This is a genomic window from Sphingomonas sp. JUb134 (genome assembly GCF_004341505.2).
Taxonomy (GTDB): Bacteria; Pseudomonadota; Alphaproteobacteria; order Sphingomonadales; family Sphingomonadaceae; genus Sphingomonas.
Genome location: NZ_SLYP02000001.1, coordinates 1,659,925 through 1,681,216, shown reverse-complemented (window position 1 = coordinate 1,681,216; position 21,292 = coordinate 1,659,925). Strand labels below are relative to the sequence as shown.

24 protein-coding genes are annotated in these 21,292 nt (G+C 68.5%); 11 read left to right on the top strand and 13 right to left on the bottom strand.

Annotated elements, in window-relative coordinates; all coding sequences use genetic code 11:
- The first annotated feature begins 1 nt into the window (after position 1).
- The 8 genes from EDF69_RS08055 (at position 2) to EDF69_RS08020 (ending at position 7,578) form a co-directional block, all read left to right on the top strand.
- Positions 2 to 1,213 (top strand): ATP-binding protein, encoded by a 1,212-nt coding sequence (locus EDF69_RS08055; protein WP_132882731.1) that lies wholly within the window; start codon positions 2 to 4, stop codon positions 1,211 to 1,213.
- A 73-nt stretch (positions 1,214 to 1,286) separates the two neighbouring features.
- Complete coding sequence (locus EDF69_RS08050) at positions 1,287 to 2,318, top strand: substrate-binding domain-containing protein (RefSeq protein WP_132882730.1); 1,032 nt, start codon at positions 1,287 to 1,289, stop codon at positions 2,316 to 2,318.
- A gap of 7 nt (positions 2,319 to 2,325) precedes the next feature.
- Positions 2,326 to 3,702: a phosphate ABC transporter permease subunit PstC gene (pstC, locus tag EDF69_RS08045; RefSeq protein ID WP_125960581.1), complete on the top strand. Its 1,377-nt coding sequence runs from the start codon at positions 2,326 to 2,328 to the stop codon at positions 3,700 to 3,702.
- Positions 3,695 to 4,990, top strand: a complete 1,296-nt coding sequence (gene pstA, locus EDF69_RS08040) for a phosphate ABC transporter permease PstA (protein ID WP_425336606.1) — start codon at positions 3,695 to 3,697, stop codon at positions 4,988 to 4,990. Before pstC ends, pstA begins: the two co-directional genes overlap by 8 nt.
- Before the next feature lie 35 nt (positions 4,991 to 5,025).
- Positions 5,026 to 5,772: a phosphate ABC transporter ATP-binding protein PstB gene (pstB, locus tag EDF69_RS08035; protein ID WP_239435476.1), complete on the top strand. Its 747-nt coding sequence runs from the start codon at positions 5,026 to 5,028 to the stop codon at positions 5,770 to 5,772.
- A gap of 10 nt (positions 5,773 to 5,782) precedes the next feature.
- Positions 5,783 to 6,481 carry a phosphate signaling complex protein PhoU gene (gene phoU / locus EDF69_RS08030; protein ID WP_125960583.1) on the top strand — a complete coding sequence of 233 codons (699 nt, stop codon included), beginning with the start codon at positions 5,783 to 5,785 and terminating at the stop codon, positions 6,479 to 6,481.
- Positions 6,482 to 6,490: 9 nt separating this feature from the next.
- On the top strand, positions 6,491 to 7,183 hold the full coding sequence (gene phoB, locus EDF69_RS08025) for a phosphate regulon transcriptional regulator PhoB (protein ID WP_125960584.1): 693 nt from the start codon (positions 6,491 to 6,493) through the stop codon (positions 7,181 to 7,183).
- A 71-nt stretch (positions 7,184 to 7,254) separates the two neighbouring features.
- Positions 7,255 to 7,578, top strand: coding sequence for a hypothetical protein (locus tag EDF69_RS08020; RefSeq protein ID WP_132882728.1), 324 nt, complete (start codon positions 7,255 to 7,257; stop codon positions 7,576 to 7,578).
- Positions 7,579 to 7,685: 107 nt separating this feature from the next.
- On the opposite strand, the gene EDF69_RS08015 is transcribed toward EDF69_RS08020, so the two are convergent.
- Positions 7,686 to 8,030 carry a DUF2794 domain-containing protein gene (locus EDF69_RS08015; RefSeq protein WP_132882727.1) on the bottom strand — a complete coding sequence of 115 codons (345 nt, stop codon included), beginning with the start codon at positions 8,028 to 8,030 and terminating at the stop codon, positions 7,686 to 7,688.
- Positions 8,030 to 8,710 carry a serine O-acetyltransferase EpsC gene (epsC, locus tag EDF69_RS08010; RefSeq protein WP_125960587.1) on the bottom strand — a complete coding sequence of 227 codons (681 nt, stop codon included), beginning with the start codon at positions 8,708 to 8,710 and terminating at the stop codon, positions 8,030 to 8,032. The genes EDF69_RS08015 and epsC overlap by 1 nt, the downstream gene beginning before the upstream one ends.
- A 154-nt stretch (positions 8,711 to 8,864) precedes the next feature.
- Between epsC and EDF69_RS08005 the strand changes: the two genes are divergently transcribed.
- Positions 8,865 to 9,767 carry a hydrogen peroxide-inducible genes activator gene (locus EDF69_RS08005; protein WP_132882726.1) on the top strand — a complete coding sequence of 301 codons (903 nt, stop codon included), beginning with the start codon at positions 8,865 to 8,867 and terminating at the stop codon, positions 9,765 to 9,767.
- Positions 9,768 to 9,876: 109 nt separating this feature from the next.
- Positions 9,877 to 10,533, top strand: coding sequence for a fasciclin domain-containing protein (locus tag EDF69_RS08000; RefSeq protein ID WP_132882725.1), 657 nt, complete (start codon positions 9,877 to 9,879; stop codon positions 10,531 to 10,533).
- A gap of 36 nt (positions 10,534 to 10,569) precedes the next feature.
- On the opposite strand, the gene EDF69_RS07995 is transcribed toward EDF69_RS08000, so the two are convergent.
- Genes EDF69_RS07995 through pgsA form a run of 3 tightly spaced genes read right to left on the bottom strand, consistent with a single transcriptional unit; the run spans position 10,570 to position 11,827 of the window.
- A complete protein-coding gene (locus EDF69_RS07995; RefSeq protein WP_132882724.1) occupies positions 10,570 to 11,007 on the bottom strand; it encodes a molybdenum cofactor biosynthesis protein MoaE in 438 nt (145 codons plus the stop codon).
- On the bottom strand, positions 11,004 to 11,261 hold the full coding sequence (moaD, locus tag EDF69_RS07990; protein WP_132882723.1) for a molybdopterin converting factor subunit 1: 258 nt from the start codon (positions 11,259 to 11,261) through the stop codon (positions 11,004 to 11,006). The genes EDF69_RS07995 and moaD overlap by 4 nt, the downstream gene beginning before the upstream one ends.
- Positions 11,261 to 11,827 (bottom strand): CDP-diacylglycerol--glycerol-3-phosphate 3-phosphatidyltransferase, encoded by a 567-nt coding sequence (gene pgsA, locus EDF69_RS07985; protein WP_132882722.1) that lies wholly within the window; start codon positions 11,825 to 11,827, stop codon positions 11,261 to 11,263. The genes moaD and pgsA overlap by 1 nt, the downstream gene beginning before the upstream one ends.
- Before the next feature lie 131 nt (positions 11,828 to 11,958).
- Between pgsA and EDF69_RS07980 the strand changes: the two genes are divergently transcribed.
- On the top strand, positions 11,959 to 13,248 hold the full coding sequence (locus EDF69_RS07980) for an MFS transporter (protein ID WP_125960593.1): 1,290 nt from the start codon (positions 11,959 to 11,961) through the stop codon (positions 13,246 to 13,248).
- Positions 13,249 to 13,274: 26 nt separating this feature from the next.
- Here EDF69_RS07980 and EDF69_RS07975 read toward each other — a convergent pair whose 3' ends face one another.
- From EDF69_RS07975 to EDF69_RS07940, 8 genes are all read right to left on the bottom strand, one after another.
- Complete coding sequence (locus tag EDF69_RS07975; protein ID WP_165889986.1) at positions 13,275 to 13,424, bottom strand: hypothetical protein; 150 nt, start codon at positions 13,422 to 13,424, stop codon at positions 13,275 to 13,277.
- Positions 13,425 to 13,571: 147 nt separating this feature from the next.
- A complete protein-coding gene (locus EDF69_RS07970; RefSeq protein ID WP_239555387.1) occupies positions 13,572 to 14,624 on the bottom strand; it encodes a UDP-glucuronic acid decarboxylase family protein in 1,053 nt (350 codons plus the stop codon).
- Positions 14,624 to 15,709 carry a CgeB family protein gene (locus tag EDF69_RS07965; protein ID WP_132882721.1) on the bottom strand — a complete coding sequence of 362 codons (1,086 nt, stop codon included), beginning with the start codon at positions 15,707 to 15,709 and terminating at the stop codon, positions 14,624 to 14,626. The genes EDF69_RS07970 and EDF69_RS07965 overlap by 1 nt, the downstream gene beginning before the upstream one ends.
- Positions 15,706 to 16,794 carry a glycosyltransferase family protein gene (locus EDF69_RS19880; protein WP_132882720.1) on the bottom strand — a complete coding sequence of 363 codons (1,089 nt, stop codon included), beginning with the start codon at positions 16,792 to 16,794 and terminating at the stop codon, positions 15,706 to 15,708. The genes EDF69_RS07965 and EDF69_RS19880 overlap by 4 nt, the downstream gene beginning before the upstream one ends.
- Positions 16,791 to 17,903 (bottom strand): CgeB family protein, encoded by a 1,113-nt coding sequence (locus tag EDF69_RS07955; RefSeq protein WP_132882719.1) that lies wholly within the window; start codon positions 17,901 to 17,903, stop codon positions 16,791 to 16,793. The genes EDF69_RS19880 and EDF69_RS07955 overlap by 4 nt, the downstream gene beginning before the upstream one ends.
- Positions 17,900 to 19,003 carry a glycosyltransferase family 4 protein gene (locus EDF69_RS07950; RefSeq protein WP_132882718.1) on the bottom strand — a complete coding sequence of 368 codons (1,104 nt, stop codon included), beginning with the start codon at positions 19,001 to 19,003 and terminating at the stop codon, positions 17,900 to 17,902. Before EDF69_RS07950 ends, EDF69_RS07955 begins: the two co-directional genes overlap by 4 nt.
- On the bottom strand, positions 19,003 to 20,103 hold the full coding sequence (locus tag EDF69_RS07945) for an SDR family NAD(P)-dependent oxidoreductase (RefSeq protein ID WP_132882717.1): 1,101 nt from the start codon (positions 20,101 to 20,103) through the stop codon (positions 19,003 to 19,005). Before EDF69_RS07945 ends, EDF69_RS07950 begins: the two co-directional genes overlap by 1 nt.
- Complete coding sequence (locus EDF69_RS07940; RefSeq protein WP_132882716.1) at positions 20,100 to 21,212, bottom strand: NAD-dependent epimerase/dehydratase family protein; 1,113 nt, start codon at positions 21,210 to 21,212, stop codon at positions 20,100 to 20,102. The genes EDF69_RS07945 and EDF69_RS07940 overlap by 4 nt, the downstream gene beginning before the upstream one ends.
- Between the last annotated feature and the right edge of the window lie 80 nt (positions 21,213 to 21,292).

The following is a 21,292-nucleotide window of genomic DNA, read 5'->3' as shown; positions in this document are numbered from 1 at the left end:
CATGGCCATCGGTTCAGGGATTCGCACGCTCGTCGCCGCGGGGGTCGCGATTGGCGGTGCCGCGGCCGGTTTCCTGCTGGGCGCCGACATCAATGCCGTCGTGGTGGCCGCCGTCGCCGGGCTCGCCGCCGTCCTGATCGCGGCATCGGGCGAGGCGCCGGAAAGCGTGCCGCGGCCTCCCACCCGCTCCCGTCCCGAGCAACCGAGCGTCCAGGCGCTGATCGACGCGCTGGCGGGCCCGGTGCTGGTGACGGCGGGCACGCGCGTGGCCTGTGCGAACGAGGCGGCACGCACGCTGCTGGGCGCCCATATCGTCGGCCAGGACGTCCGCATCGCGATCCGCCACCCTGCTGCTGCCGAGCGGCTGATCGCGGACCCGGCGGAAGACGCCGGCAGCACCACCCATCTGGTCGGCATCGGCACGCGCGAGCAGCGCTGGGAGATGCGGGTGCGCCCCCTGGGCGACGAGCGGCGCCTGGTGCAGCTCGTCGACGAGACCCAGCTCTATGCCGCCGAGCGGATGCGCGTCGATTTCGTGGCGAACGCCAGCCACGAACTGCGCACCCCCCTCGCCTCGCTGCGCGGCTTTGCGGAGACGCTGCGTGAAGAAGCGGGCGAGGACCCGCAATTGCGCAACCGCTTCCTCGGCATCATGCTCGACGAAACCCGGCGCATGCAGCGACTGATCGACGAACTAATCTCCCTGTCGCGGATCGAGGCGGGCAAGTTCCGTGCGCCGGACACGACGGTCGCACTCGACGGGCTGGTGCGAGAGGTGCGCGGCGCGCTGGTGGACCTGCACGGCGGCCGGGGTGCCGACCTGGTGTTGGAGGTTGCGGAGGTGCCGGCGGTGAAGGGCGACCGCGCGCAGCTGTCGCAGCTGATCCACAACCTCGTCGGCAATGCCATGGCATATGGGCGCCCGGGTACGCCGGTGCGTGTGGAGCTGGAGCCGATGGAGGACATGGTCCGGCTTCGCGTGACGGATCAGGGCGAAGGCATCCCGGCCAAGCACCTGCCCCGCCTGACGGAACGCTTCTATCGCGTCGATGCGGGCCGAAGCCGTTCCGTCGGCGGCACGGGCCTTGGCCTTTCGATCGTGCGCCACATCGTCGAGCGACATCGTGGGCGGCTCGACATCGAAAGCACAGTGGGCGTCGGAACGACGGTCACCGTGATTTTGCCGAGGGCGGATGACGGCGCAGTGTCATAAAAGCGCAACCAACGTACGGAAGGGCGGCAGCAACGGACGGCCGAGTCCCTCGCCCGCTGTGGAGATGACGACGATGATCCGCCGTATCGCGATTGCCACCGCTGCGCTGCTCGCGCTCGCGGCGTGCGATCGCAACGTTTCGCGCGACCAGATACGGGTGGTCGGCTCCTCGACCGTATTCCCGTTCACCACTGCCGTTGCCGAGGCGATGATCAACGCCAATCCCGCACTGCGCGCACCGGTGATCGAGTCGACGGGCACCGGGGCCGGCGTGAAACTGTTCTGCGCGGGCGTCGGCCCGCAGCATCCCGACATCCTCAACGCCTCGCGCCGCATCAAGAAGTCGGAGATGCAGGGCTGCATCGCCAACGGCGTGAAAGAGGTGATGGAAGTCCAGGTCGGCGTCGACGGGGTCGTGCTAGCAGAGGCGAACAACGGCCCCAAGCTCCAGCTCAACGACCGCGACGTGTATCTGGCCCTCGCCGCCAATCCGCTGGGCAAGCCGCAGAAGGCCCGCTTCTGGAGCGACGTGAACCCGTCGCTGCCGCACCTGCCGATCCAGGTGTTCGGCCCGCCCTCCACCAGCGGCACGCGCGACGCCCTGGTCGAGCTGGTGATGGTCCCCGCCTGCGAGGCCGGCCTGCCCGAGGCGAAGGCGCTCAAGGAGAGCAACAAGGAACGCTACGAAGACGTCTGCACGCGCATTCGCGACGACGCTGCCTACGTCGACAAGGGTGAGAACGACAATCTGATCGTGCAGAACCTCTCCACCAACCCCAATGCGATCGGCGTGTTCGGCTTCAGCTATCTGGAGGAAAACCGCAGCCGCCTGCACGGGGTGCCGCTCGACGGCGTCACGCCGACCTACCAGACGATCTCGGACGGCAGCTATCCCGGCGCGCGCCCCTTGTTCATCTATGTGAAGAAGGCGCACCTGCGCGCGGTCCCCGGCATGGCCGACTTCCTGACGCGCTATGCCGACTCCTGGAACCCCGACGGTCCGCTCACCCGGCGCGGCATGATCGCCGCTCCGGACGCGGTCCGGTCCGCTTCCCGCGCGACGGTCGCGCAGAGCACGCCCCTCGATCCCACGAAGTTGCATTGATCCGCCCATGAGCAGCTTTGCCCTTTTCTTCCTGCTGATCGGCCTGGCGCTGATCGGCTGGATCGTCGCCCGCGCGCGCGCCGGCAGCTTCGCGCGGCTGGGTGCCGGGCGCGTCCACTCGCTGCCCAGCCAGCACGGCTGGTACATGGCGATGTGGGTGGCGATCCCCGCGCTGCTGTTCCTGGCCGTCTGGTCCGCGGTCGCCCCGCAGCTGGCGCAGGAGGCCGTGCTGGCGAGCCCGGCCGCAGCCACCCTTCCCACCGACGGTTTCGAGCGTGCGGCGGTGCTGGCCGAGGCACGCGCGCTTGCCAACGGCACCGCCTATGGCGCGTTCAACCCCGCCTCGGAGCCGCTGGCGCCGGTCTTTGCGACGGCGCAGGCGCGCTATCGTTGGATCGGGACGGCGGTGGCGCTGCTGCTCGCCTTTGCCGGTGCGGCCTTTGCCTTCACGCGGATCCGCCCGGAATTCCGCGCACGCACCCGCGTCGAGCGCGCGGTCATGCTGCTGCTGCTCGGCGCCTCGCTGATCGCGATCCTGACCACACTCGGCATCTTCCTGTCTCTGCTGTTCGAGAGCGGACGCTTCTTCTCGATCGTGCCGATCACGGACTTCCTGTTCGGCACCCGCTGGAGCCCGCAGGTGATCCGGGCGAGCGACCCCGGCGAGACGCTGGGCGCCGTGCCGCTGTTCTGGGGTACCTTCTTCATCGGCGCGGTGATCGCGATGCTGGTCGCGATCCCGTTCGGGCTGATGAGCGCGATCTACCTCACCCAATATGCCCGGCCGACGACCCGGCGCTGGATGAAGCCGATCCTGGAGATCCTCGCCGGCATCCCGACCGTGGTCTACGGCTATTTCGCAGCGCTCACCGTCGGTCCCGCCATCCGCGATCTCGCGGTGATGCTGGGCATGCCCTATGCCAGCTCCGAAAGCGCGCTTTCGGCAGGGCTGGTGATGGGCGTGATGATCATCCCGTTCGTCTCGTCCATGGCCGACGACTCGATCGCGGCGGTCCCCCGCTCGATGCGCGACGGCAGCCTGGCGATGGGCGCCACCACGTCCGAGACGATCCGCCGCGTGCTGCTCCCCGCGGCGCTGCCGGGCGTGGTCGCAGGCGTGCTGCTCGCCGTCAGCCGCGCGATCGGCGAGACCATGATCGTCGTCATGGCCGCCTCCGGCGCCGCCACCATCACGCTCAACCCGTTCGAGAGCACCACCACCGTCACCAAGCAGATCGTCGACCTGCTGACCGGCGAGGCGGAGTTCGACAGCCCGAAGACCCTCGCCGCCTTCGCCCTGGGCCTGACGCTGTTCGTCGTCACCCTGCTCCTCAACATCGTCGCGCTGCGCGTCGTGAAGCGCTATCGGGAAGCCTATGAATAGCCCCCTCGTCGCGGGCGTCCCCGCCGCCGGCCACGAGCCGGCCGAGCGCCGCCCGACGGACTGGAATACGCAGTCGATGCAGCGGCGCATCCGTCGCCGCTACGCTGCCGAGCGTCGCTTCCGGCTGATGGGGCTGCTGGCGGTGCTGCTGTCCGCCGGCTTCCTCGCCTTCCTGCTGGTGTCGATGCTGACGGCCGGCATCGGCGGCTTCCAGCGGGTGCAGGTCGCCCTGCCCATCGACTTCCCGGCAGCGCAGCTGGAAGTGGCTCCGGCCCAGCTCGCGACCGCGGGCGCCGACCTGGCGCTGTCTGGCGCAGGGCTGGAAGGGGTGACCGGCCTCGCCGCGGTGAAGGCCTTTGGCGAGGACCAGCCGGTCATCGCCGAAAGCGCCTGGCTGACGGTGCGGGATGCGATCAAGGCGGACCCGACCCTGCTGACGCGCCGCGCGGCGCTCTACGTGCCTGCGGCCCCGGGGATCGAGGAAGCGTATAAGGCGACCGGCGAGCCTGCCGCCGAGCAGATGGTCCAGCGCCTGAAGGCAGCCGGCGCGATTCGCAGCGGCTTCAACTGGGGCTTTCTGACGGGCGCCGACTCCACCGATCCCACCGCAGTCGGCATCTGGGGCGCGCTCAAGGGCTCACTGCTCACCATGGCGATCACGCTGCTGATCGCCTTCCCGGTAGGCGTGCTCTCCGCGCTCTACCTGGAGGAATATGCGCCCAAGAACCGCTGGACCGACCTGATCGAGGTGTCGATCAACAATCTGGCGGCGGTGCCCTCGATCATCTTCGGCCTGCTGGGCCTGGCGCTCTTCCTCGGCACCTTCAACCTCCCGCGTTCGGCGCCGATCGTCGGCGGCCTGACGCTCGCGCTGATGATCATGCCGGTCATCGTGATCGCCGGGCGCAACGCCATCAAGGCGGTGCCGCCTTCGATCCGCGACGCGGCGCTGGGTGTCGGGGCAAGCCCGGTGCAGGTGGTGTTCCATCACGTCCTGCCGCTGGCGCTGCCGGGCATCCTGACCGGCACCATCATCGGCATGGCGCGCGCGCTCGGGGAGACCGCGCCGCTGCTGATGATCGGCATGCGCGCCTTCATCGTCCAGGCGCCGGACGGCCTGAGCGCGCCGGCGACGGTGCTGCCGGTGCAGATCTTCCTCTGGTCCGACCAGGTCAGCCGCGGCTTCATCGAGAAGACGTCGGCAGCAATCCTGGTGCTGCTGGCGTTCCTCCTCGCGATGAACGCCTTTGCCATCTACCTCCGCAACCGTTTCGAGACCCGCTGGTGAACCATAGCCCCACATCCGACACCGCAGCGCCGAAGATGTCGGCGCGCGACGTCAACGTCTTCTACGGCGACAAGCAGGCGATCAAGGACGTGTCGATCGAAGTCGACATGGACCGGGTGACCGCGTTCATCGGCCCCTCTGGCTGCGGCAAGTCGACGTTCCTGCGCACGCTCAACCGGATGAACGACACCGTCGGCAACGCGCGCGTGACCGGCGACATCCGCCTGGACGGCGAGGACATCTACGACAAGTCGATGGACGTGGTGCAGCTGCGCGCCCGCGTCGGCATGGTGTTCCAGAAGCCGAACCCCTTCCCCAAGTCGATCTTCGAGAACGTGGCCTATGGCCCCCGCATCCACGGGCTTGCCCCGAGCCGCGCGGACCTGGAGGCGATCGTCGAGCGCTCGCTACGGCGCGCGGGCCTGTGGGACGAGGTCAAGGATCGGCTTTCGGACAGCGGCACGGCGCTGTCGGGTGGCCAGCAGCAGCGCCTCTGCATCGCCCGCGCGATCGCGGTCGATCCGGAGGTGATCCTGATGGACGAGCCCTGCTCGGCGCTCGACCCGATCGCCACCGCCAAGATCGAGGAGCTGATCCACGCGCTGCGCGGCCGCTACGCGATCGTGATCGTCACCCACAACATGCAGCAGGCGGCGCGCGTGTCGCAGCGCACCGCCTTTTTCCACCTGGGCAATCTGGTGGAATATGGCGTCACGTCCGAGATCTTTACCAATCCCCGCCAGGAGCGGACCAAGGATTACATCACCGGCCGCTATGGCTGAGGAGACGAGCATGCCCACGGGCCACGAACACACCGTCAAGGCGTTCGACGAGGAGATCGGGCACCTGCGCGCGCTGATCTCGCAGATGGGCGGCCTTGCCGAGCAGGGCATCTCGGACGCGATGCTCGCGCTCCAGCGCAACGATCCGACGCTGGCGAAGGAAGTCCGCAGCGCCGACGCGAAGATCGACGCCATCCAGGCAGAGGTCGAGCGGTTGGTGGTGCGGGTGATCGCGCTGCGCGCGCCGATGGCGGACGACCTGCGCGAGGTGGTCGCGGCGCTCAAGATCGCGGCGGTGGTCGAGCGCATCGGCGACTATGCCAAGAACATCGCCAAGCGCGTGCCGATGATCCACCAGGGCGACGACCGCATCGAGGCGGTCTCGCTGCTGCCGGCCATGGCGCAGATGGCGAGCGACATGGTCCATGACGTCCTCGATGCCTTCTCTGCACGAGATGCGGAGGCTGCCGTTGCGGTGTGCGAGCGCGACCGGGCGCTGGACGATTTCTACGACAGCATCTTCCGCACGCTGGTGACCTTCATGGTGGAGAACCCGCGGACCGTAGGCCAGGTCGCCCACCTGCTGTTCGTAGCCAAGAACCTGGAGCGCATCGGCGACCACGCCACCAACGTCGCCGAGATGGTCTATTTCGCGGCAACCGGCCGGTACCTCGCCGACCGCGAGACCGCCGACACATCGAACCGCTGAGGGACCGCCATGGCCAAGCCAAGCATGTTGCTCGTCGAGGATGACGCGGCACTGGCGGAGTTGCTCGCCTATCATTTCCGCCGCGAGGACTTCGACGTCCGCCACACGCCGGACGGCGAAGAGGCCCTGCTGCTGGCGCGCGAGGGCACGCCGGACCTGGTGCTGCTCGACTGGATGGTGGAGGGATTGTCGGGAATCGAAGTGTGCCGGCGCCTGCGCCGCACGCCCGAGACGGCGAACGTGCCCATCATCATGCTGACCGCACGGGGCGAGGAAGAGGACCGGGTGCGCGGCCTGGAGACGGGTGCGGACGACTATGTCACCAAGCCCTTCTCGCCCCGCGAGCTGGTCGCGCGCGTGAAGGCCGTGCTCCGTCGCGTGCGCCCCGCCCTTGCCGGCGAGACGCTGAGCTATGCCGACATCGAGATGGACACGGTGGGGCACAAGGTGCGCCGCGCGGGCGAACTCGTCCCGCTGGGCCCGACCGAATTCCGCCTTCTCAAGCACTTCCTGCAGCATCCCGGCTGGGTGTTCTCGCGCGAGCGGCTGCTGGACGCGGTGTGGGGACGGGATACGGAGATCGAGACGCGCACGGTGGACGTCCATATCCGGCGGCTGCGCAAGGCGATCAATGGCGAGGGAATGCCGGACATCATCCGCACCGTCCGGTCGGCAGGCTATGCGCTGGATGCGGGAAACTGAGAATCGTTACGGAAAGATTCCGAAAATCGCGCGTTGAGGGTCGGCCAGAACCAGTTCCAGGAGAAGATACAATGAAACTCCTTGCTCTTGCCGCCGCCCTCACGCTCAGCGGCGCCGCGGTTGCCCAGACGACCCCGGGCACCACCGGACAGACCACCACTGGTGACATGACCGGCACGACGTCGGACACGACCACGACGACCGGCACCGATACGACCACCACCACCGGCACCGACACGACCTCCGGCGTGCCCTCGTCGACGATGACGCCGTCCACGACCGGTCCGGTGACCTTTGCACCGCCGTCGACCACCCCGGCGCCGGCCGCACAGCAGAACTATCCGGTGTGCTCGCGCACCGTGAAGGACAGCTGCCGCAATCCGGGCGGCAAGTAAGCCTTTAAGCGTCCAACGACGTCAGCAGCGCGCGTCCTCCCGAGCGGAGGGCGCGCGTTGGTGCATTCAGGGGTGCCGGACGCGAACACGGCGCGTCGGGTGCGGTGTCAGTCCTCGACCAGCTTCATCAGGCGGCGTTCCACCGGCGCCAGCACGGGCCCAAGCTCGTGCCCGCGCTTCAGCACCGCGCCGACTTCGTTGACCAGCGCCCACATGCCCTGCCGGTTGCGGAGCGCCGGGCGCTTCTCGATGCGGAACTCCGGCCGCTCGGCAGATCGCCGGAAGGCGGAGAACACGGCCGCATCGCGCCCCAGATCGATCGCATAGTCGCGCCAGTGCCCGGCTGCGACCATTCGGCCGTAGAGGTCGAGGATACGCGCCAGTTCGGCACGTTCGAACCCCGTCTGGCTCGGACGTCCCGCGCTTGCCGGAAAGGGGGTGACGACTCCCATCAGGCGCGGTTGCGATGCTCTTCGGCCTCGGCCACCGCCGCATCCAGGCGGCGGCGCAAGGCTTCCAGTTCGCAGCGCAGGGTCTCGATCTTCTGCGCCTGCGGGTCCTGCATCTCTCGGCACGGTGTGCCGTAGGGTACGAAGTCGCGCTGATAGGCGGTGGAATCGACCAATGTCGGCCGCGCCGGGATGCCGACCATCACCGCCCCCTCCGGCACGTCGCGCGTGACGACGGCGTTGGCGCCAACGCGCGCGCGCGCGCCGACCTGGATCGGCCCCAGCACCTGCGCACCAGAGCCGATGATCACGCCATCGCCGATGGTCGGGTGCCGCTTGCCGGCGATGCCGTTGTCCGGACTGGTCCCGCCGAGCGTTACATTCTGGTATATGGTGACGTTGTCGCCGATCTCCGCCGTCTCCCCGATCACCGTGAAACCATGATCGATGAAGAAATTGCGGCCGATCTTCGCGCCCGGATGGATGTCGATCACCGTCAGGAACCGCGCGAGGTGGTTCACCGCGCGGGCGAGGAAGAACAGCCGCGCCTGGAACAGGCGGTGTGCGATGCGATGGAAGCCGAGCGCCCAGACACCCGGGTACAGCAGGATCTCGGCACGCGAGCGCGGCGCCGGGTCCCGGGCCTTGATCGAATCCAGATACGCGCCGAGCCGGCCGACCATGCTAGTCCCTTCCCCGTTTCGAGGCCATTTAGGACTCCTGCTGCGGAATTTCCAGCAACCGCGATATGGAACGCGCGACACGCCTGTTCGACGCATCAGCGCTCCGCTCGCTCAATCGCTGGAACTTGATCGACACCGCCGATAAGACGGTGCCATGAGCACCACCTATCTGCCTACCCTGAAGCAGCTCCAGTATCTCGTCGCGCTGCGCGATGCGGGCCATTTCGGACGCGCGGCGGAGGCGTCGTTCGTGACGCAATCGACGCTGTCGGCGGGCATTCGCGAACTCGAAACGCTGATCGGGGTCACGCTGGTCGAGCGGACGCGGCGGGTCGTGCGGTTCACGCCGCTGGGCGAGGCGATCGTCGACAAGGCGCGCACGGTGATCCGCGAGGCGGAGGAGCTCGCCGACATGGCGCGCGCCGCCGGGCGGCCGCTGTCGGGCGAGATGCGGATGAGCGTGATCCCCACCATCGCCCCGTTCCTGCTACCCCGCATCCTGCCGCGGCTGCGTGAGGATTATCCCGACCTAAAGCTGTTCCTGCGCGAAGAGCCGAGCCAGGCGGCGTGCGAAGCGCTGCACCACGGGCGCTCCGACTGCGTGCTGCTCGCCCTCCCCTTTGCCTGTGGCGATGTCGAGGTGGCGCCGCTGTTCGACGACCCGCTCTATCTGGCGGTGCCGCAGGGCGACGCGCGTCCGGGGGCCGGGCCGATGGTGGCGGACGACATCGACGCCGCCCGCCTGCTGCTGCTGGAGGACGGCCACTGCCTGAAGGACCATGCGCTACGCGCCTGCCCGCATCCGGAGTTGCGCGGACGGGCGACGATGCTGGGCACCTCGCTCCACACCATCGTCCAGATGGTCGACAACGGTCTCGGCCACACGATGCTGCCCGAGATGGCGGTGGATGCCGGCATCCTCGATCATACGCAGGTGGTCGCCCGCAAGATCGACGCACCCAAGGCATCGCGCGAGATCGCGCTGGTGTGGCGCCGCGCCTCCCCGCGCGAGCGCGACTTCCGACTGTTGGCGGGGGTGCTCTCCACCGCGCGCTGACCACGACTCATCCCGACAGGGTGGACAAGCTGGGCCCTGGGGAGGTCCGATCGCCCTCCCCAGGCGTTGCGCCGCAGTCGCGCAATCCATCCCTGTTGAGGAGAAACTGATGTTCCGTCTTCCGATCGTATCCGCTCTGGCCGTCGTTGCCGCTACCGCGGCGCCGGCGCTGGCGCAGACCACGACCGCGACGCCCGCACCCCAGACGGCTCCGCAGACCACGCCGGCCGCGCCCGGCACCACCGCCGCACCCGCCGATGCAGCAGCAGCCGCCAAGCCGAACCCGGCCGTCGGCGGCGCGCAGATGGCGCCCACCAAGCCGATCGTCGAGAACCTGGCTGCAGCGCCGAACCTGGCGACGCTGGTCAACGCGCTCAAGGCCGCCGGCGTCGATGCGGCACTCGCCGGCCCGGGCCCCTTCACCGTGTTCGCGCCCGACAATGATGCGTTCGGCCGGCTTGCACCCGGCACCATGGACACGTTGCTGAAGCCGGAGAACAAGGCGACGCTCGCCAAGATCCTCAACTACCATGTGGTGTCGGGGAAGCTCGATGCCGTGACGCTCAAGAAGCAGATCGAAAGCGCCGGCGGGACGCTGACGCTGACCACGGTCGCGGGCCAGCCGCTCACCGCAGGCCTGGAGAACGGCGCGATCACGCTGACGGATGCGAATGGCACCAAGGCTTACGTGACGACCTATGACGTCGACCAGTCGAACGGCGTCTTCCACGTCGTGAACGGCGTGCTCGTGCCGAAGCTCGGCTGACCTTTTCGGAGGAGGGTTCGCCCTCCTCCCCCCTTTCTAGCGCCAGCGGTCGGCCGCGCCCGCGTCGCCATCGCGGGCTGCGACCCAGCGCGCACCCTCTTCGCGACGCTCGCGTTTCCAGAACGGCGCATCGGTCTTGAGCCGATCGATCAGGAATGCGCAGGCCTCCAGCGCCGCATGGCGGTGGGGTGCGGCGGTCGCCACCAGCACGATCCGCTCGCCGGGAGCCATGGGGCCGACGCGATGGACCACCGCAACCGCGTGCAGCTGCCAGCGCGCGACCGCCTCCTCGGCGAGGGCGTGCAACACGGCCTCGGTCATGCCCGGGTAATGCTCCAGCGCGAGCTCGCGCACGCCGTCATCCGCGCGCACGAAGCCGGAGAAGCTCGCGACTGCGCCGGAACCGCTGCCTTCCACCGCCGCGAGCGTGGCGGCGAGGTCGATCGGCTCCGACTGGACCAGCGCGCGGATCATCCGCCGGTCACCGGGGGGAAGATCGCGACTTCGCGGGCTCCGCTGATGGAAGCTTCGAGCGGCACGAAGCGCTGGTCGACCGCAGCACGCAGCCGCGCGCGATCGGCCAGGGCCTCGGCGTGCGCAGGGCTGCGAGTCGAGAGCCAGTCGATGAGGTGCTCGACCGTCGTCAGGTCCGCGGGAGGATCGACGTTCTCCGCCCCGGTCCCGATCGTCTCGCGCACCCAGGCGAAATAGAGCATGGCAAGCGCCATCAGCTGTCCATGTGCCGGAGGCCGACGCGCAGATAGTCCCAGCCGGTAACAAGGGTCAGGACGGCAGCCCCCCAGAGGCAGGCGAGCCCGACCGCGCGGACCCACAGGATGTCCGGGACCGCACCGGCCAGGATCAGCGCCCCGAACGCGACGAGCTGCAGCGTCGTCTTCCACTTGGCGAGCTTGGAGACCGGCAGCGAGACCTGCAGCCCCGCAAGAAACTCGCGCAGGCCCGACACGGCAATCTCGCGCAGCAGGATGACGAGCGCGGCGATCAGGTGGATGCCGGTGATGAGGGCGGTATCGTGCCGCGTTCCCACCAGCATCAGGATCACGGCAGCGACCATGATCTTGTCGGCGATCGGATCCAGGAACACCCCGAGCTTCGACACCGTGCCGTTCGAGCGGGCGAGATACCCGTCGAAATAGTCGGTGACGCCCATCAGGCAGTAGAGGGCGAAGGCGATCGCGTAGCCGGCATGCCATTGCGGCCACCAGAGGAACGCGACCAGAAGGGGCACCGCGAAGATCCGCGAGAGCGTGAGGATATTGGGAAGCGTCAGCACCCGCCGGGGTCTAGCACCGGGGCGCGAGCGGGGAGAAGCTTTAATCGCGCATTGAAGCCGCTTGCCACGCTGGGCTATGGCTACGGGCATCAAGCCTGCGCGATGCAACGACACAAGGTACTGACGACACGATGCTGAATGCGCTCGGGCTGCTCAGGAAGCGCCGCTTCCTTCCCCTGTTCGTCACGCAGTTTCTGGGTGCCTTCAACGACAACCTGTTCAAGCAGGCGATCGTTCTGTTCGCGACCTACCAGATCTTCTCGGACGCGCAGGCAGAACAGAATTTCAACGCCTTGGCGACGGCGATCGGGATCATCCCCTTCTTCGTCCTCTCGGCGCTGTCCGGCCAGCTCGCGGACACGAGCGACAAGGCACGGATCATCCGCATCGTGAAGACGGCCGAGATCGGAATCATGATCTTCGGCGCGGCGGGCGTGTTCGTGGCGCAGGCCGGGTGGATCAACCTCGGCCTCGCGATGATGCTGGGCGCCGTGCTGCTGCTGGGCACCCACTCGACCTTCTTCGGGCCGATCAAATACGCGATCCTGCCGCAGCATCTGAAAGAGGATGAGGTGCTGGGCGGCACCGGGCTGGTGGAAGCCGGCACCTATCTCTCGATCCTGCTGGGAACGGTGATCGCAGGATGGATCTCCGTCGAGGCTTCGGCGATCCTGGTGATCGGGGTTGCGGTGATCGGCTGGATCACGGGCCGCATGGTGCCCGCGGCCCCCCGGCTGGGTGCCGAACTGAAGCTCAACTACAACCCGATCACCTCCTCGTGGAAGCTGGTCGCGGCGACGATGCACATCCGGCGGCTGTTCCTGGCGATCCTCGCCATCAGCTTCTTCTGGACCATCGCGTCGGTGATGATCGTGATCTTCCCGCCGCTGGTGAAGAACGTGCTCACCGCCAACGAGCGGGTCGCCAGCCTCACCATCGCGATCTTCTCGGTCGGGGTGGCGATCGGTTCGGTGGTCATCAACGCGCTGCTGCGCGGCAAGGTCTCGGCGAAATATGCGCCGGGCTCGGTGATCGCGATGGGCGTCGCCGTGATCGCGCTGTCGCTGGAGGCGCGCGGCTGGGTGCAGGCGCCGGCCGGCACATTGTATGGCTTCTACGACTTTATCACGCTGCCGCGCGCGGTCGGGTTGCTGCTGACGATGCTTGCCGTCGCAGTCACCGGCGGCATGTTCGTGGTGCCGCTCTACGCCTTCCTGACCACCACGGTGACCAAGGACCAGACGGCGCGGACGGTGGCGGCCAACAACATCGTCAACGCAGGCGCGATGACGATCGGCGCGATCGTGGTGAGCGCCGTCAGCGCGGCCGGAGTGACGCCGGAGGACATGCTGCTGGTGGTCGCCGGCATGTGCGTGCTCTCCGCCTGGTTGGCCTGGAAGCTGCACTGCGCATGCGACTGAACCGCCGGGTCAAGCCGCAAGCGCGGCTATAACAGGAAGGTGTAGAAGCAGACGAAGAAGGCGGTGAAGCTCAGGACGAAGAGCTTCAGATCCTCTTCGCTGCTGGCGTCCTTCGATGCCTTGCGAGCATCCGCCAGAGCACGGCGAAAGGGATGCGGTGGGCCGGAAACGGCCACAGGCGAGTGCGCGTGTCGTTGGTCCATAGGAACAGGTTAACACGCCGTTTACGCTTTGCACCTTCGTCGGTGGCGCTGGGCGTCCCGATATGAAACGCCCCGCCCCGGCGGCTGCCGGAGCGGGGCACGACGTTTCTAGGAGTTCGATCAGGCGCGGGCGCGCAGCGGCTCCTGGATCTCCGGCCGGGCCAACTCGACTCCCAGTTCTTCCGCGAACCAGGCGCTGGTGCGGGCGAGCCCATCCTCCAGCGGCACGGTCGGCTCCCAGCCGAGCACCGCCTTGGCACGGCTGATGTCGGGACGGCGGCGCCGCGGATCGTCCTGCGGCAGCGGGTTGTAGGTCACCCGGCCCTCGACACCGGTCGCGACCAGCACCTTTTCCAGCAGCTCGTTGACGGTGAACTCGGTCGGATTGCCGAGGTTGACCGGCTCCATCGGATTGATGTCGCTTTCCATCAGCCGCATCAGCGCATCGACCATGTCGGAGACGTAGCAGAAGCTGCGCGTCTGGCTGCCGTCGCCATAGACGGTGATGTCGCGGCCGGACAGCGCCTGGCAGATCAGGTTGGAGACGACGCGGCCGTCATCCGGATGCATCTGCGGGCCATAGGTGTTGAAGATGCGGGCCACGCGCACTTCCGCGCGGTTCATGCGGGCATAGTCGAAGGTCAGCGCCTCGGCAGCGCGCTTGCCCTCGTCATAGCAGGCGCGCGGGCCGGTGCAGCTCACCCAGCCGCGATAACCTTCCGCCTGCGGGTGGACTTCCGGATCGCCATAGACCTCGCTGGTGGAGGTGAGCAGGAAGCGCGCGCCGGTCTTTTCGGCCAGCCGCAGCAGGTGGTTGGTGCCGACCACGTTGGTGAGCATCGTGTGCTCGGGATCGGCCTGGTACTGCGGCGGCGAGGCTGCGCAGGCGAGATTGTAGATGCGCGTGATGCGATCGGCCCGCTCCAGCACCGCCTGGGGCAGCGGGTTGACGATGTCCGCCTCCACGAAGGTGAAGTTGGGCAGCGCCTCCAGCAGCCGCAGGTTGGACGGACGCGCCGTCTGGAGGTTATCGAGGCACAGCACCTCATAGCCCTGATCCACCAGCGCCCGGCAGAGGTGCGAGCCGATAAAGCCCGCTCCGCCCGCGACCAGCGCCACTCCAGCTTCGTTCTGCGCCATGTTCCGCTCCTTCTTGTCCCTTATGTCGTTCATCAGGCGGCTCCTGCCAAAGCAGACTGCGGCACCTGTCGTGCTGCCGCTTCGGTGAGGTGCAGTTCCAATTCTGCGGCGCGGTGCGCAGCGGTGTGGGCGTCCAGCACGCGGGCGCGTGCCGCCTCCCCCATTGCCGCGGCATCCGCCCCTTCGATCGCGGCGATCACGGCGGCGCCATCATCCGCCAGCAGGATCTCGCGGCCGGGTGCGAACAGGTCTTCGATCCCCTCCCAGCGATCCGACACGATCGGGGTTCCGCACGCGCCCGCCTCGAACAGGCGCACCGACGGCGACCAGCCCGCCGCGATCATGTCCGCGCGCGTCACGTTGAGGGTGAAGCGCGACGCCGAGTAGAAGTCGGCGTGCTCGGACGGCGGCAGGTGATCGATCCGCTCGACGTTCGCCGGCCAGTCGATGGTGTCGGGATATTGCGGCCCCGCCACCACGAACCGGCGGTGCGGCAGCGCGCGCGCCGGCTCGATCAGCAGCCGCTCCAGAGTGGGCTGGCGATCGTCGCTGTAGGTGCCGAGGTAGGAGAGGTCCCAGCGCTTCTCCGTGCCGGTCGGCGCGTAGAGCGCCGGGTCGACCGAGCAGTAGAAGGCACGCGCCGCCGGCGATCCATAGGTGCGCTCGAGCCGCTCCAGCGTCGGCCCGCCGGTGAACGACAGGTAGAGGTCGTAGCCGGGGATGACCTCCGGCGAGAGATATTCGAAGTCGCCGCGTTCGAGCTTCGCGAGCGTCACCGGCGTGTCGATGTCGTAGAAGGCGGTGACGCCCTCAGCGACCTGCTGGACATAGCGGGCGACCGCTACGCCCTCCGGCACATAGGAGCCGACGATCACCGCATCGGCGCCCGCGATCTCCTCGCGCCAGGCGTCCAGCCCGTCCAGATCGGCGTAGAATTTCAGCCGGCAATAGTCGGGATCGACGTGGTCGCGATGCGACGCATACCAGGGCACGTCCCGCTCCAGGAACAGGATGTCGTGACCGCGCGCGGCGTAAGCCTTGAGCAGCGCGCGGAAGGTGGTGGCATGGCCGTTGCCCCACGAGGACGACAGCGAGAGGCCGAGGACGACGAGCTTCATGCGACTTCCCGCTGCCGCTCGGCATGCGCTTGGAACAGCTGGTCCACCTGCGCGCCGCGCAGCGTGTAGGTGTGCTCGGCGAGCACGCGCTTGAGCGCCGCTTGGCCGATCGCCTGCGCGCGTTCTGGCGTAAGCGCCGCGAGATGGTCGGCCACGTCCTGGCCGTCACGCGCGACCAGCACTTCCTCGTTGGGGATCAGGAACTGCTCGATGCCTTCCCAGGCGTCGGTGATGAGGCAGGCGGCAGCGCCCGCCGCTTCAAAGACGCGGGTCGCGGGCGAGAAGCCGACGTTGGCCATGCTGTCGCGCGCCACGTTCAGCACCGCGCGTGGCGTGCAGTTGAAGGCGTTGTGCTCGGCCGTGTAGACGTGGCCGCGGTGGCGGACGTTGCCGGGCATCGCCTTGGTCTCCCAGCCGTTGCCGCCGATCAGGAATTGCTGCTCCGGCAAGCGCGCGGCGGCCTTGAGGAAGAACTCCTCCACGCGCGCTTCACGGTCCGGAAGGCGGTTGCCGAGGAACGCGAGATCGCAGGCGAAGCGGGGGTCGGGCTCGACCGGAAAATGGGTCGTCGGGTCGAGCGCATTGTAGACCGGCACGCAGTCGGCGGCGCCGAAGCCCTTGTACGCGTTCACAACCGGCGGGCCGCCGCCATAGGTGAACACCGCATCGAGGTCCGGCAGCGCGCGGCGCACAGGATGGTCCGCGTCGGCGCGCATCTCGTCGAGCGTGGCAGCCGCGTCGACGTCCCAGAAGATCTTGAGCGCCTGCGGCGCGGCATGCTCGACGATGCCCTCCAGCAGCTCGCGATCGAACACGCCGACGCCGTTCGCCTTGACGACGATGTCGGCGTCGGCCGCTTCGGCAAGGACGCCGCGCATCGCCTCTTCGGTCGCCGGGTAGACCACCGAGCGTGCCCAATCGGGTGCGTCGATGTCGCGATGCTTCTGCCGGTCGAAGGCGTCGGGCTCGTAGAAGCTGATCTGGTAGCCGCGCTGCGCCAGGTCGCGCAGGATGCCGCGATAATAGGTGGCCGCACCGTTCCAATAGGACGACACGAGGCTGGATCCGTAGAAGGCGATCTTCACGCCACGTTCCTCTCAACTTGCGGGGCGCCGAGGGTCGCGACGACGGCGAGCAGCTCGTCGACGCGGTGGGCGCAGGTGTGCCGGGCGCGGATCGTCTCCAGCCCGGCGGCGGCGAGGCTCGCGCGCAGGTCGGGATCGTCGCGCAACGCCGTCAGGTGGCGGGTCATCTCGGCGCCGTCGCGGGCGACGAGATAGTCGGTGCCGGGGCGGAACAGCCCCTCGGCATCCTCCCACGGCGCCGACACCAAAGGCAGCCCGCAGGCGAGCGCCTCGAACACGCGGATGGTGGGGATGCCGGGCAGGATCGTCGCGTAGTAACGACGCGGCACGTGCACGGTGGCGAGGTGGCGGGCGAAGATTTCCGGCGCCTTGGCATTAGGTGCCCAGCCGCGATAGCGCGCGCCGTGCGAGGCAAGCATCGCCTTGGCCTCGTCCGGGTAGCGCACGCCGTAGATGTCGAGCGGCAGGCCCGCGGCATTGGCCGGGCGGAAGAGGAAGTCCTCCAGCTCCTGCGTCCGCTCGCCGTCGCCCCAGTTGCCGATCCACACCAGCCCCTCGCGCGTGCCTTCGTGCACGGGCGGGTGGAAGTGGCGGGTGTCCGCGGCCTCGTGCCAGGTCCAGACGCGTCCTTCCCAGCCCCAGCGGCGATAGACCTCCGACAGCGTCTCACCGAACGCGAGCACGCCGTCATAGCCGGAGAGATCGAAGGCGCGGATCGCGTCGGGATCGCTCACGGCGCGGTGGTGGGTGTCGTGGAACAAGAGGGTGAAGCGGCCGCCGCGCTTGCGCAGGTCGCCGATGGCGGCGACGAGCGCAGGGTCGTTCCACTCGTGGACGATCACCAGCTCGGCATCGTCGACCAGCTCGACCGGATCGGTGCCGGGCGCAAAGCTCTGCGACGACAGCTCCGGATAGGCGGTGCGATAGGGCTCCAGCCCCGCCTCGCCACCGTCGGCGAGCAGGTTTGCGAGACTCCAATTGCCTTCCGGTTCCAGCGTGCGGACATCGTGACCGCGCGCGATCAGCTCGCGCAGCACGCCGCGCAGGAAATGGGCGTTGCCGTGGTTCCAGCACGACAGCAGCGAATGGGTGAAATAGGCGATCTTCATGCCGCGGCACTCCGCGTGAGGGTTGCGGCGGGATCGAGCAGGTCGCGGTAGAGTGCGGCCATGTCGCGCGCGACTGCCGCCGGCGTGTAGCGGCCCGCGCGCGCCTGCGCGGCCTCGCCCAGCGCAAGGCGGCGCGCGGGATCGGCGCGGACCGCCTCGATCGCGGCGACGAAGCCGCCTTCGTCCTGTGGCGCCACGAAGACGGCCGCGCCGTCCCACAGCTCACGGAAGGTCGGCAGGTCGGCGAGCACCAGCGGACAGCCGGCAGCCGCCGCCTCCAGCACCGCCAGCCCGAACGGCTCGAACCGCGCGGCCGAGACGAAGATCGGGCGCTGGACGAGCCACTCGGCCAGTTCCGCCTCGCTCAACAGCCCGAGCGGCTGGAGATGGTCGGCGGGCACCTGCTCGCCATGCGGCCCCACCAGCGCGCCGGCCGCGTGGAACGGCACCGGCAGCCGGGTGGCCACGCGGTCGAGCAGACGCGTCTGCTTGACCTGGTCCCACAGCCGGCCGGCGGTGAAGACGCAGTCGGTGGGCGCGCCCTCGCCCACACACAGCGGCCGGCGGCCGTTGTGGACGGCGAGCGGCAGGTCGGCGAGGCCATAGGTGCGCTGGATCACCGCGGCGAACGCTGCGGTCGGCGCCACGACACGGCTGGCCGCGCGAAAACCCTGTTCGGTCAGCGTGCGCTGCCAGCGATAGTCCGGCGGCAGCTTGGTGCCATTGGCGGCGTCCCACCAGGTGGCGAGGCAGCCGTGCGCCACCGCGACCACCGGCACGCCGAACGCGCCGCTCGCCGCCAGCGTCGGCATGTTGCAGTGGACGAGGTCGAACCCCTGCTCGCGCACCAGCTTCGCCAGTGCCTCGCCGGCCTCGCGCACCGGCACGGGGCCGTCACACAGCCAGTCGAGCGGCAGGCCGGTCTCCAGGATCGGAATGCCCGCCGCCTCGACCGGCGCGCGCTGCGCGGCATTCGGCTCCGGCCCGAGCACCGCTACCGTCGGCGCGAAGCCGAGGGGAGCGAGCGCACAGGCGAGGTCGGTTGCATATTGCCAGACCCCGCCCACGGCATCGGCGGTGATCAGGATCCGCGCCGCCATCAAGCAGCCCCTGCCGGCGCATCCGCCGCCGGGACGCCGATGGGCGCGTTGATGCCGCGCGCCTCCGCCAGCCAGCGGGCTAGCCGCGCGACGCCGTCGTGCCAGTCGATGCGCTTGCCGAGGCCCAGCGCCGCCTGCGCCTTGCGCGTGTCCGCGACAAAATAGCGCTGGTCGCCCGCGCGCCAGTCGGAGAAGCTCAGGTCGACCTCGCGGCCGAGCACTTCGCCGATATAGGCCAGCAGCTGGCGCAGGCTGATGGCGTTGTCCGGGCCCCCACCCAGGTTGAACGCCTGGCCCGCGACGGCGTCGATGTTGCGCCATGCCGCGACATAGGCGTCGACCGCGTCCGACACGTCGAGGATGTCGCGAACCTGATGACCGTCGCCGTAGAGCGTGATCGGCTTGCCCTCGAGCGCGCGGATCAGGAAATGGGCGACCCATCCCTGGTCCTCGGTGCCCATCTGGCGCTGACCATAGATGCAGCTCATCCGCAGCACCGCGGTCTTCAGGCCGAAGCTGCGGGCGTAGTCGAGCACATATTGGTCGGCCGCGCCCTTGGAGCAGCCGTACGGCGTGTGGAAGTCGAGCGGCCGCGCCTCGCCGATGCCGTGCGCGCGCACTTCCGCGTCCACGGGACGATAGGCCTGATCCTCCAGCACGAAGTCGAGGTCGATCAGGTCGCCGTACACCTTGTTGGTGGATGCAAAGATCACCGGCGTCTCGGGCGAGCGCGTGCGAATCGCGTCGAGCAGGTTGAGCGTGCCGGCGATGTTGATCGCAAAATCGTCGCGCGGATCGACCATGCTGGTGGTCACCGCCACCTGTGCGGCCAAGTGGAACACCGCCTTGGCACCGGCCGCGGCATCCGCCAGCCGAGCCTCGTCGCGAATGTCGGCGTGCAGGAAGTCGATGCGGTCGCCATGCCGCTGCTGCAGCCAGGCGAGGTTGGTGTCGACCCCCGCTCGCGATAGCGCGTCATAGACGAGCACGCGGTGCCCCTCGCCGGCCAGCCGGTCGGCGAGGTTGGATCCGATGAAGCCCGCACCGCCGGTGACCAGGATCGGCCGCGGGTCCGCCGCGGCGCTCTCCTGCCCGGTCATGCCACCAGGCCCCGCTTTTCCAATTCGGAGCGCATCTGCTCGACGCGGTCCTGCGCGGTCTGCTGCGCCACCCACTCCGCGAGCTCGGCCAGGCCCTGCTGGAAGTCCTGCTTCGCGCGGAAGTCGAGCTTCTCGGCCGCCAGCGTCGTGTCGCAGAAGCAGTGGCGAATATCGCCGATGCGCGCCTTGCCCACCACTTCCGCGGTCAGGTCGTTCTTGCCCATCGCCTTGGCGAGTTCCTCGGCCACTTCCTTGACCGACCGATGGTTGCCCGAGCCGATGTTGAACGTGCCGCCGACTGCCTGCGGCAGCAAGAGGGCGTCGGCAAAGGCGCGTGCCACGTCGCTGACATGAACGAAGTCGCGGCGCTGCTCACCGTCCTCGAAGATCAGGGGCGACTGACCATTGAGGAAGCGTGACGCAAAGATCGCGAGCACGCCGGTGTAGGGGTTCGACAGCGCCTGGCCGGGGCCATAGACGTTGAACAGACGCAGGCACACACCCTCAATGCCATAGGGCTCGGCCATGATGTGGGTCGTGCGTTCCTGCACATATTTGTTGAGCGCGTAGATCGACGCCAGGTTCGGGCGCTTCCACTCCGGGGTCGCGACCGGGCTGAGCGGGCGGCCCTGCGCGTCGGTGGGCTCCCAATTCTTCTGGCCGTCCTTCAGCGTCTTGCGCTCGGCGTTCTCAACTAGCGCGCCATCGGCGTCGCGGTAGAGGCCCTCGCCATAGATGCTCATGGAGGAGGCGGTGACGACGCGGCGGACCGGCTTGTCGATCAGCGCCTCGAACAGCACCGCGGTGCCGACGTCGTTGGTCGAGGTATAGCGCTCGACCTCGTACATCGACTGGCCGACGCCGACTTCGGCCGCCAGGTGGATGACGCTGTCGACGCCGTCGAGCGCCTTCAGCACCGCATCCTTGTCGCGCACGTCGGCGCGGATCAGCTCGGCTTCCTTGTTGAGCATCTGCGAGCCGTCGGTCGCGCCATGGACCTGCTCGATCAGGCTATCGAGGACCCGCACTTCGTTGCCGCGTGCCAGAAGTTCGTCGGCGACGAAGCGTCCAATGAATCCCGCCCCCCCGGTGATGAGAACTCGTTCCATTCTTCCTCCCGCTCTCGACACCGACTGCATCCCCCAGCCGTGCCTGCGTTGACTTGACCGTCCCAAGCCTGTTCAATGGC